Origin of the sequence: Rathayibacter rathayi (assembly GCF_004011095.1) — a bacterium.
Classification (GTDB): Bacteria; Actinomycetota; Actinomycetes; order Actinomycetales; family Microbacteriaceae; genus Rathayibacter; species Rathayibacter rathayi.
On sequence record NZ_CP028129.1, the window covers coordinates 2,592,164 to 2,604,008 of the forward strand.

Here is an 11,845-nt window from a genome sequence, read left to right on the forward strand (position 1 = left end):
TGACCACTCCTACCAGCCTTTACAACGGTATGAGTGTAGTGATTATCAAGTTATCGGCTTATTAGTACCGGTCAGCTCCGACAGTCTTTAGTCCTGTCTTCCACATCCGGCCTATCAACCCAGTCGTCTGGCTGGGAGCCTCTCCCCCGAAGGGATGGAAATCTCATCTCGAAGCCGGCTTCCCGCTTAGATGCTTTCAGCGGTTATCCGTTCCGAACGTAGCTAATCAGCGGTGCTCCTGGCGGAACAACTGACACACCAGAGGTTCGTCCATCCCGGTCCTCTCGTACTAGGGATAGATCTTCTCAAATTTCCTGCGCGCGCAGCGGATAGGGACCGAACTGTCTCACGACGTTCTAAACCCAGCTCGCGTACCGCTTTAATGGGCGAACAGCCCAACCCTTGGGACCTACTCCAGCCCCAGGATGCGACGAGCCGACATCGAGGTGCCAAACCATGCCGTCGATATGGACTCTTGGGCAAGATCAGCCTGTTATCCCCGAGGTACCTTTTATCCGTTGAGCGACAGCGCTTCCACAAGCCACTGCCGGATCACTAGTCCCGACTTTCGTCCCTGCTCGACTTGTCAGTCTCACAGTCAAGCTCCCTTGTGCACTTACACTCGCCACCTGATTGCCAACCAGGTTGAGGGAACCTTTGGGCGCCTCCGTTACTTTTTGGGAGGCAACCGCCCCAGTTAAACTACCCATCAGGCACTGTCCCTGAACCCGATTAGGGTCCGAAGTTAGATATCCAGAGTGACCAGAGTGGTATTTCAACAATGACTCCACGAACACTAGCGTGCCCGCTTCACAGTCTCCCACCTATCCTACACAAGCCACACCGAACACCAATACCAAACTATAGTAAAGGTCACGGGGTCTTTCCGTCCTGCTGCGCGTAACGAGCATCTTTACTCGTAATGCAATTTCGCCGAGTTCGCGGTTGAGACAGCTGGGAAGTCGTTACGCCATTCGTGCAGGTCGGAACTTACCCGACAAGGAATTTCGCTACCTTAGGATGGTTATAGTTACCACCGCCGTTTACTGGGGCTTAAATTCTCAGCTTCGCCATAAGGCTAACCGTTCCTCTTAACCTTCCAGCACCGGGCAGGCGTCAGTCCGTATACATCGTCTTGCGACTTAGCACGGACCTGTGTTTTTAGTAAACAGTCGCTTCCCACTGGTCTCTGCGGCCATCGAACGCTCCCGGAGCAAGTCCGTTCACGCCTCAGGCCCCCCTTCTCCCGAAGTTACGGGGGCATTTTGCCGAGTTCCTTAACCACGATTCTCTCGATCTCCTTAGTATTCTCTACCTGACCACCTGAGTCGGTTTGGGGTACGGGCAGCTAGAACCTCGCGTCGATGCTTTTCTTGGCAGCAGAGGATCACCGATTTCGACTTGCGTCTACCCATCAGATCTCAGGCAACATGAACGACGGATTTACCTATCGTTCGCCCTACATCCTTAGACCGGGACAACCATCGCCCGGCTCGGCTACCTTCCTGCGTCACACCTGTTAATACGCTAAACGCACCAGCACGGGGTCGTACGCTAGGCCCAACGCTTCACCCCGAAGGGATCCATCACAGGGATTCAGATACTTAGCACTACTAGATTGTCTTGGGCGGTTCTTCGCCGGTACGGGAATATCAACCCGTTGTCCATCGACTACGCCTGTCGGCCTCGCCTTAGGTCCCGACTTACCCAGGGAAGATTAGCTTGACCCTGGAACCCTTGGTCTTCCGGAGGACGGGTTTCTCACCCGTCTTTCGCTACTCATGCCTGCATTCTCACTCGTGTGGCGTCCACGGCTGGTTCACACCGCCGCTTCACTCGCCACACGACGCTCTCCTACCCATCAACACGGCTGGACCACGAAGGCCTACCACTAATGTCAATGCCACAACTTCGGTGGCGTGCTTGAGCCCCGTTACATTGTCGGCGCGGAATCACTTGACCAGTGAGCTATTACGCACTCTTTCAAGGGTGGCTGCTTCTAAGCCAACCTCCTGGTTGTCTGTGCAACTCCACATCCTTTCCCACTTAGCACGCGCTCAGGGACCTTAGTTGGTGGTCTGGGTTGTTTCCCTCTCGACTATGAAGCTTATCCCCCACAGTCTCACTGCTGCGCTCTCACTTACCGGCATTCGGAGTTTGGCTGACGTCAGTAAGCTTTTGGGCCCCATCGGCCATCCAGTAGCTCTACCTCCGGCAAGAAACACGCAACGCTGCACCTAAATGCATTTCGGAGAGAACCAGCTATCACGAAGTTTGATTGGCCTTTCACCCCTATCCACAGCTCATCCCCTCCATTTTCAACTGAAGTGGGTTCGGTCCTCCACGACGTCTTACCGTCGCTTCAACCTGGCCATGGATAGATCACTTCGCTTCGGGTCTAGACCCTGCGACTCACAACGCCCTATTCGGACTCGCTTTCGCTACGGCTGCCCCACACGGGTTAACCTCGCCACAGAGCACTAACTCGCAGGCTCATTCTTCAAAAGGCACGCCGTCACCCCAACAAGGAGGCTCCGACGGTTTGTAAGCAAACGGTTTCAGGTACTATTTCACTCCCCTCCCGGGGTACTTTTCACCTTTCCCTCACGGTACTTGTCCGCTATCGGTCATCTGGGAGTATTTAGGCTTATCAGGTGGTCCTGACAGATTCACACGGGATTTCTCGGGCCCCGTGCTACTTGGGATACTCTCCACGCCATAACACCATTTCGACTACGGGGCTCGCACCCGCTCTGGCCAGGCATTCAAACCTGTTCGTCTATGATGCGCTGTAACGTTCCGTGCTCGGCAGAACACGACGAAAAGTCCCACAACCCCGACCATGCAACCCCTGCCGGGTATCACACATGACTCGGTTTAGCCTCTTCCGCGTTCGCTCGCCACTACTAACGGAATCACTGTTGTTTTCTCTTCCTGTGGGTACTGAGATGTTTCACTTCCCCACGTTCCCTCTACCCGCCCTATATATTCAGGCGGGAGTCACCAGGTCACCACAAAGGGCCTGACGGGGTTTCCCCATTCGGAAATCCTCGGATCACAGCTCGTTTATCAGCTCCCCGAGGCTTATCGCAGATTACGACGTCCTTCTTCGGCTCCAGATGCCAAGGCATTCACCGTTTGCTCTTAAAAACTTGAAATCACATGAGTTCGAGAACCCATCACTCACCACATCACACGCACACTCATCGCCAGGAACACCCGAAGGCACCCCCACGAACCCCTCACCCAAGACTCAACGTCCCAGATTTTCCGGTACAGGATTTGAAGTCCTCAACCCGAACGATCCAGAATTTGAAGTCCCAGACCAGAGCGACCCAGGATTTGAAGTCCCGAACCTAAGCGACCCAGGATTTGAAGTCCCAGATCAGAGCGACCCAGGATTTGAAGTCCCAGATCAGAGCGATCCAGGATTTAAAGTCCCAGACCTGAGCGATCCGAGATTTGAAGTCCCGAACCTGAGCGGTCCGAGATTTGAAGTCCCAGACCTGTGCAATCCAGGATTTGAAGTCCCGGACCTGTGCGACCGACGATTGAGAGTCCTCAATCTGTTCGACCCAGGATTTGAAGTCCCGGATCTGAGCGACCCGGGATTTACAGTCCCGGATCTATACGATCCAGGATTTGTAGTCCTGAATCTAAGATGCTCGCGTCCACTGTGTAGTTCTCAAAATACGGGCGGTATCCCTCCCCCACACACCCAGGCGTGAGAAAAAGATCCAGAGAGTCGACCCCGCCACCCGAAGGCAACCGGCCCGGTCCCTCAGGACCCAACAGCGTGCATGCACCCGACTCCACCACCCCGACGCGTTCCCAACCCAAAGGCTGTACTAACGCGAGACGATCTCGACAGGCACCTCGTTCAATGTTCCACCCATGAGCGACCAGCAAAGACATTCGCTTTGATCCGGCCCCCTGGAACACCCTACGGTGTCCAGATGCTCCTTAGAAAGGAGGTGATCCAGCCGCACCTTCCGGTACGGCTACCTTGTTACGACTTAGTCCTAATCACCGATCCCACCTTCGACAGCTCCCTCCTTACGGTTAGGCCACTGGCTTCGGGTGTTACCGACTTTCATGACTTGACGGGCGGTGTGTACAAGGCCCGGGAACGTATTCACCGCAGCGTTGCTGATCTGCGATTACTAGCGACTCCGACTTCATGAGGTCGAGTTGCAGACCTCAATCCGAACTGAGACCGGCTTTTTGGGATTCGCTCCACCTTACGGTATCGCAGCCCTTTGTACCGGCCATTGTAGCATGCGTGAAGCCCAAGACATAAGGGGCATGATGATTTGACGTCATCCCCACCTTCCTCCGAGTTGACCCCGGCAGTCTCCTATGAGTTCCCACCATAACGTGCTGGCAACATAGAACGAGGGTTGCGCTCGTTGCGGGACTTAACCCAACATCTCACGACACGAGCTGACGACAACCATGCACCACCTGTATACCGACCTTGCGGGGCAACCATTTCTGGAAGTTTCCGGTATATGTCAAGCCTTGGTAAGGTTCTTCGCGTTGCATCGAATTAATCCGCATGCTCCGCCGCTTGTGCGGGCCCCCGTCAATTCCTTTGAGTTTTAGCCTTGCGGCCGTACTCCCCAGGCGGGGAACTTAATGCGTTAGCTGCGACACGGAGACCGTGGAAAGGTCCCCACATCTAGTTCCCAACGTTTACGGCGTGGACTACCAGGGTATCTAATCCTGTTCGCTCCCCACGCTTTCGCTCCTCAGCGTCAGTAACGGCCCAGAGAACTGCCTTCGCCATCGGTGTTCCTCCTGATATCTGCGCATTCCACCGCTACACCAGGAATTCCATTCTCCCCTACCGCACTCTAGTCTGCCCGTACCCACTGCAGGCCCGAGGTTGAGCCTCGGGTTTTCACAGCAGACGCGACAAACCGCCTACGAGCTCTTTACGCCCAATAATTCCGGACAACGCTTGCACCCTACGTATTACCGCGGCTGCTGGCACGTAGTTAGCCGGTGCTTTTTCTGCAGGTACCGTCAAGCCGAAGCCCTTCTTCCCTACTAAAAGAGGTTTACAACCCGAAGGCCGTCATCCCCCACGCGGCGTTGCTGCATCAGGCTTTCGCCCATTGTGCAATATTCCCCACTGCTGCCTCCCGTAGGAGTCTGGGCCGTGTCTCAGTCCCAGTGTGGCCGGTCACCCTCTCAGGCCGGCTACCCGTCGTCGCCTTGGTGAGCCATTACCTCACCAACAAGCTGATAGGCCGCGAGTCCATCCTTGACCGAAAAACTTTCCACCCACACCCGATGCCGGGGCAGGTCATATCCGGTATTAGACGCCGTTTCCAGCGCTTATCCCAGAGTCAAGGGCAGGTTACTCACGTGTTACTCACCCGTTCGCCACTAATCCACCCAGCAAGCTAGGCTTCATCGTTCGACTTGCATGTGTTAAGCACGCCGCCAGCGTTCGTCCTGAGCCAGGATCAAACTCTCCGTAAAAAAATTACGACCCCCAACCCCAAAGAGAAGGAAATCAAGTTTGACCTCTAGCAAATACGACATCTCTCCGACCCGAAAGCCGGAAGCTGACATCAATTTCCAAAGGAAACCCCACCCGATCCAAAGACCGAGCCGGGATATAAAATTGGCATTGAACATAGTGCACGCTGTTGAGTTCTCAAGAATCGGACACACCCCGCCTCCACACCAAAAAAGATGCTTCACAACGAGAGTGATCGAAAGATGTTGCTGCTTGCGTCATACGCAACTACTCGGTTAGACTAGGAGAAGTTTTTCTCTTTTGTCGCCGTGGCAACTGGTACAAGTTAGCACATTCGCAGGCCGTGTCAAATCCGGCTTCTTGGCCATGTCCTCGCACCCGGAGGCGCTCCGACGTTGCTCGGCAGCAGGACTAAAGTCTTGGACCGGGCGGCGAAGATGCTGGACCCGAGGGATCCCGCGAAGGTTTGACATCCGCGAGGCAAACCGGCCTCGAGAGGCTGTCTTACCGAGTGGATGGTCCCGATTGAGGCCGGGACGTGGGAGCTACTGCTCTTTCCGTTTCCCTGCGGCCTATGTGGCGACTCGGGATAAGTTACGCAGTGATCGCGGTGCTGTCAAACGGGAGCCCCAAACGGCTCATCCCGGGCGTGTCGCCGCCGGGCTCCTCCCGGCGTGACACCGGCGCACGCCGCATCCCGCTCGAGTGCAGCCTCGGTCCCCCGAACGACGAAGAGGAGCACGCGGCCCGGATAATTCCGGTCCCGCGCGCTCCTCCTCGGGCCGTGAGTACCTACGCGCCGATGCCGACCGCCTCTGCGGACACGTCCGCACCGGGAGCCGACGGCTCGAGCGCCTCGGCGATGCGCTGCGAGAGCGACGAGTCGACGTGTGCCCAGTACTGGAGGACACGCTGACGCAGTTCCGGACGGGTGACCTTCGACACATGGCCGGCGATGTTCGAGACCAGGCGGGCACGGGCATCCTCGTCGAGGACCTCGCGGTAGAGCGTTCCCGCCTGGCCGAAGTCGTCGTCGTCCGGGTGCAGGGTCGCCGCGGCGCGCGTGAACTCGCCGTCGCTCTCCCAGCCGGCGGACTCGGCAGCCCGAGCCGGGTCGGCGTGAGCGCCGCCCTGCGTGTTCGGTGCGTAGACGGGCACCTCCGACTTCTGGAAGTCGAACCGCATCGGGCCGTCCTTCGAGTACGAGTGCACCGGCGACTTTGGAGCGTTCACCGGGAGCTGCGCGTGGTTGGTGCCCACCCGGTAGCGGTGCGCATCGGCGTAGCTGAAGATGCGTGCAAGCAACATCTTGTCGGGGCTCGCCGCGATCCCGGGCACGAAGTTCGAGGGGGCGAAGGCCACCTGCTCGATCTGCGCGAAGTAGTTCTCGGGGTTACGGTCCAGCGTCATGGTGCCGACCTCGATCAGGGGGTAGTCCGCGTGCGGCCAGACCTTGGTGAGGTCGAACGGGTTGAATCGGTAGCTCTTCGCGTCCTCGTACGGCATCACCTGCACGGAGAGCGTCCACGAGGGGAAGTCGCCGCGGTCGATCGCGGAGGACAGGTCGCGGATGTGGAAGTCGGCGTCCTCTCCTGCGATCTGATCGGCCTGCTCCTGGCTGAGGATCTCGATGCCCTGGTCTGTCTTGAAGTGGTACTTCACCCAGAAGCGCTCGCCGGCCGCATTGATCCACTGGTAGGTGTGCGAGCCGAAGCCGTCCATGTGCCGCCAGGACGCGGGCAGACCGCGGTCACCCATGAGCCAGGTGACCTGGTGGGCGGACTCGGGTGAAAGTGTCCAGAAGTCCCACTGCATGTCGTGGTCGCGAAGGTGGCTGCCGGGCAGGCGCTTCTGCGAGCGGATGAAATCGGGGAACTTGATCCCATCGCGAAGGAAGAAGACGGGGGTGTTGTTGCCGACGAGGTCGTAGTTGCCCTCACTGGTGTAGAACTTCAGCGCGAACCCACGGGGATCCCGCCAGGTGTCGGGCGAGCCCTGCTCGCCGGCGACGGTGGAGAAGCGCGCGAGCATCTCCGTCACGACTCCGGGCTGGAACAGTGCGGCGCGCGTGTAGGCGCTGACATCGGAGGTGGTGGTGAAGCGGCCGAAGGCGCCGCCGCCCTTGGCGTGGACGACCCGCTCCGGGATGCGCTCGCGGTTGAACTGCGCGAGCTTCTCGACGAGGTAGTGGTCGTGGAGCGCGAGGGGTCCGTCGGCTCCAACGCTCAGCGAGTGGTCGTCGCTGGCGACCGGTGCTCCGGCGTTCGTGGTGGTGAATCGTTCCTCGGTCATGTTCCTCCTGTCGGCGAGGGGCGCGTGCGCCCGCCGCTGGGGTGTAGCGGGTGTCGGTCAGTGGGCCTGGGCAGGCAGCCGGGGCAGGTGCCCCAGAACGTGACATCGGCGGTGTCGATGGCGAAGCCGCTCGCGGTCTGCGGATGCAGGCACGGCGCCTCCCCGGCGACGCAGTCGACGTCGGCGACGGCCCCGCAGCGCCGGCATACCGCGTGGTGGTGGTTGTCGCCGACCCGCAGCTCGAATCGGCGGGGGTGGCCCTCCGGCTCGATGCGGCGGACGATCCCGGCGTCGGTGAACGCCGAGAGCACTCCGTAGACCGCCTGCGCCGACGTCTCGGGCAGACTCGCGCGAACACGGGCCAGGACTGCCTCGACTCCGGAGTGCGGGTGTTCCTCGACGGCCAGCAGCACTGCGCGTCGGGTGGCGGTGACCTTGAGCCCGCAGGCTCGGAGCCGCTCATCCACTGTTGTCATGATAAGGACACTACCCGAGTTGTCTTGACTGAATCAAAACAATGGGTGTCCCAGCGTGTCCTGCCTGATGAACAGTGCGGGTCCCTCTCCCGGCCCCGCGGGGGCGACCCCGCAGGGCCGAATTCCCCAGCGGCGATCCCACTCACGCGACCGGCCCCTCGGCCAGTACGACCTGGGCGGAACGCGCGACGCCCGTGGTGTCAGTCCACGAGAGCCGCACCGACTCGCCGGGCTCGCGCTCGGCGAGCAGGGCCGACAGCTCTGCGGCGGAAGCGACGCCCGCGCCGTCGACGGCGGTGACGACGTCGCCCGCCTGGAGGCCCGCCTTCGCGGCCGGCGTGTCCTTGATGACGCCGCCAATCAACGCGCCGGAACCGGTGGTGGCAGGGGCGCGCGATGTCCGCGACGGCGTGCCTTGCGAAGGGGAGACGCCGACGAAGGCGGGATAGCCGATCTCGACAGTGGCGGTGTCAGCACCCGCCTGGATCGTGGCGACGATGTCGAGGGCCTTCGAGATCGGGATGGCGAAACCGGTGATGTCGGACGTCCCACTCGAGGCGGCGGTGTCGATCCCGACCACGCGTCCGGCGGAGTCGACGAGGGGGCCTCCTGAGTCGCCCGAGACGATGTCGGCGTCGATCTGGATGAGACCGGTGAGCGTCTCGGCCGAGACGCCGGATTCGGAGCGGGTGGTGATCTGCTGGTTCAGGGCCGTGACCACTCCGGAGGCGGCGACCAGGTCGCCGGTGCCGCCCGCGTTACCGACAGCGGTCACGGCGTCACCCACAGCCACTCCGTCGGTGTCGAGGGTGGCGCGCGTGAGACCGGAGGCGTCCTTCAGCTGCAGGACAGCGATGTCATTCGTCGCATCGGTGCCCACGACACGGGCGATGTAGCTCCGCCCGGTCGATTCCACGGTGACCACGATCGCGGTGGCGCCCGCGACGACGTGGTTGTTGGTGAGGATCATGCCGTCGGAGGTGAGGATCACGCCGGTGCCGGCCGAGCTGGCGCCCTGGTAGCTGAGCGCGGAGGTGATGGTGACGACGCCTGCGGTCTGCGCGGCGCTCGCGACCACGACGCCGGTGCTGCGGGAGGTGCCGCCGGAGGATTCGGTGGAGGAGCCGTCCCGCAGGGCGCCGCCCTGGTCGGTTGATCGACCCCAGTAAGGGGAGACCGAGTAGCCGCCAAACTCTCCACGGGAGCCTCCCGGATACCCGGTCGCGGTGATGCCCGAGGAGGCCGAGGAGGCCGCCTCGGTGCGGCCGGCGTACGAGATTCCGCCCGCCGCCACTCCGATCAGCACGGCGAGCCCCAGGCCGCCAGCGATCAGCGCGCGACGACGGTCGCGAACAGCCAGAGCCCGTAATGCGTCGGCGCTCGGCGCCTCGGCGGGGGTGGACTGGTCAGTGAGCTCTCGCTCGTGGGATTCGTGTCTCTCGTTCATGGTGTCGTCCTCGTGCCGGGGGCCGCCCCTGACGGCGACCGGTCCCCATTCCACGTCCGGCCTCCCCACACTCGCTGGGTTCCGCTTATGTGATTCCTAAGACCTCTGGGCTGCGTCAGATCTCTGGGCTGCGTCAGATAGTTGTGGCGACAACTACAAGCGGGTAGCGTCTCCGCCGTGGCTGCCTCCTCCTCCGACCTGCTCGCCCCCGGCACCGCGATGGGCGCGGTGACTCTCCGAGTCGCCGACCTCGACGGGATGATCGCCTACTACCGCGATGCCGTGACGCTCGAGCTGCTCTCGCACGACGGACCGGTCGCGGTGCTCGGCCGTGGCGGCGTGCCGGCCGTGATCCTCCAGTACGCACCGGAGCTGGTGCACGCCGCACCCCGTAGCGCTGGTCTCTTCCACACTGCGATCCTGTTCGAGACGGAGGCGGCGCTCGCCGCAGCCGTGTACAGCGTCGTCAGCCGGCACCCCGGCTCGTTCACCGGCAGCTCGGACCACCTGGTCAGCAAGGCCTTCTACTTCGACGACCCCGAGCACAACGGCGTGGAGCTGTACTGGGACCGCGACCGCACGCAGTGGTCGTGGACGCACGGGCGGATCGAGATGAGCACGCTGTTCCTTGACCCGACCGCGTTCCTGCGAGAGCACCTCACCGAGGAGTCGATCGCGCAGCCGCGCCTCGGCGGCGCCCGCGTCGGGCATGTGCACCTGAGTGTGGGCGACGTCGCGACGGCGAAGGAGTTCTACGTCGACCAGCTCGGCTTCGAGACGACAACCGCGTACGGCGGGCAGGCTCTGTTCGTCTCGGCGGGCGGCTATCACCACCACCTGGCGATGAACACCTGGAACTCGGCGGGCGCGGGACGCCGGCAGCCGGCCCTCGGGCTCGGACTGGTCGAGATCGTGGTCCCCGGCGCCGACGACCTCGGCGCCCTCGGCGAGCGGCTGACCCACTCGGGAATCACCACCCGAGACGACGGCCGCGCCCTGGCCTTCGAAGACCCCTGGGCGAACGCCATCCGCGTCACGACCTCCTGAGCCGGCGCCGATCGAGGGGGGACCGCGCAGGTACGATGGTCGCGCGGAAGACCGCACTCCCCCCGAGACTCCGGAGAACACGGTGCCCACGATCGTCGTTGAAGTCATGCCCAAGGCCGAGTTGCTCGATCCGCAGGGGAAGGCCGTGGCCGGCGCACTCGCGCGGCTGGGCCACTCCGCTCTCCACGGCGTGCGCGTGGGCAAGCGCTTCGAGATCACGGTGGACGAGGTGACCGACGAGGTGCGCGCCTCGGTGCAGGCGATCGCCGACGAGATGCTCTCCAACTCGGTGATCGAGGACGTCGTCGGAATCCACTACCCGGAGCAGGCCGCCCGATGAGGATCGGCGTCATCACCTTCCCCGGCTCGCTCGACGACCGCGACGCCCGGCGCGCCGTCCGCTTCGCCGGCGCGGAGCCGGTCGCTCTCTGGCACGGCGACCACGACCTCGACGGGGTCGACGCGATCGTGCTACCCGGCGGATTCTCGTACGGCGACTACCTGCGCTGCGGCGCCATCGCCTCCCACTCCCCGATCATGCGCGAGGTGATCGACGCGGCGAACGCCGGGACTCCGGTCCTCGGCATCTGCAACGGCTTCCAGATGCTGACGGAGGCGCACCTGCTGCCCGGCGGCCTGATCGCGAACGATGTCGGATCCTTCGTCTGCCGCGACCAGCGCCTGCTCGTCGCCAGCACCGAGACCGCCTGGACGAACGGCTTCGAGCCCGGCCAGGAGATCACGATCCCGCTGAAGAACGGCGAGGGCGGCTACATCGCCTCGGCCGAGACGCTGCTCGAACTGGAGGCGGAGGGGCGCGTCGTCGTCCGCTACCTCGGTCACAACCCGAACGGCTCGATGAACGATATCGCCGGCATCAGCAACCGACGCGGCACCGTGGTGGGGCTCATGCCGCACCCGGAGCACGCGGTCGAGGAGGGCTTCGGGCCCGACACGGCCGCCGCGATGCGCTCGGGCGTCGACGGGCTGACCTTCTTCACCTCGGCGCTGCGCTCGCTGCTCGCCTCGGCCTGACGCGCGCGGCAGCCGCGCCGAGACACCGCCTTCGGGGCGGTGTCTCGGCGTTCTTCG

General features: G+C 62.2%; 6 protein-coding genes and 2 rRNA genes. 3 read left to right on the forward strand and 5 right to left on the reverse strand.

Annotation, left to right across the window (positions count from 1 at the left end):
- Nucleotides 1–41: 41 nt before the first annotated feature.
- From C1O28_RS12550 to C1O28_RS12570, 5 genes are all read right to left on the reverse strand, one after another.
- Nucleotides 42–3,158: ribosomal RNA gene (locus C1O28_RS12550) — 23S ribosomal RNA — on the reverse strand.
- 809 nt (nucleotides 3,159–3,967) lie between these two features.
- A 16S ribosomal RNA gene (locus tag C1O28_RS12555) occupies nucleotides 3,968–5,490 on the reverse strand.
- The 16S and 23S rRNA genes sit together here, the layout of an rRNA operon.
- A 793-nt stretch (nucleotides 5,491–6,283) precedes the next feature.
- Nucleotides 6,284–7,783 (reverse strand): catalase, encoded by a 1,500-nt coding sequence (locus C1O28_RS12560; protein ID WP_097167087.1) that lies wholly within the window; start codon nucleotides 7,781–7,783, stop codon nucleotides 6,284–6,286.
- On the reverse strand, nucleotides 7,780–8,259 hold the full coding sequence (locus C1O28_RS12565) for a Fur family transcriptional regulator (protein ID WP_097167088.1): 480 nt from the start codon (nucleotides 8,257–8,259) through the stop codon (nucleotides 7,780–7,782). The genes C1O28_RS12560 and C1O28_RS12565 overlap by 4 nt, the downstream gene beginning before the upstream one ends.
- A 142-nt stretch (nucleotides 8,260–8,401) precedes the next feature.
- Entirely contained in the window at nucleotides 8,402–9,706 is a 1,305-nt protein-coding gene (locus C1O28_RS12570) for a S1C family serine protease (protein ID WP_097167089.1), read from the reverse strand.
- 219 nt (nucleotides 9,707–9,925) lie between these two features.
- Here C1O28_RS12570 and C1O28_RS12575 point away from each other — a divergent pair, with 219 nt between their 5' ends.
- From C1O28_RS12575 to purQ, 3 genes are all read left to right on the forward strand, one after another.
- A complete protein-coding gene (locus C1O28_RS12575; RefSeq protein ID WP_097167221.1) occupies nucleotides 9,926–10,753 on the forward strand; it encodes a VOC family protein in 828 nt (275 codons plus the stop codon).
- Nucleotides 10,754–10,835: 82 nt separating this feature from the next.
- Nucleotides 10,836–11,093 (forward strand): phosphoribosylformylglycinamidine synthase subunit PurS, encoded by a 258-nt coding sequence (purS, locus tag C1O28_RS12580; protein WP_068256025.1) that lies wholly within the window; start codon nucleotides 10,836–10,838, stop codon nucleotides 11,091–11,093.
- Nucleotides 11,090–11,788 carry a phosphoribosylformylglycinamidine synthase subunit PurQ gene (gene purQ / locus C1O28_RS12585; RefSeq protein ID WP_097167090.1) on the forward strand — a complete coding sequence of 233 codons (699 nt, stop codon included), beginning with the start codon at nucleotides 11,090–11,092 and terminating at the stop codon, nucleotides 11,786–11,788. Before purS ends, purQ begins: the two co-directional genes overlap by 4 nt.
- Nucleotides 11,789–11,845 lie beyond the last annotated feature (57 nt).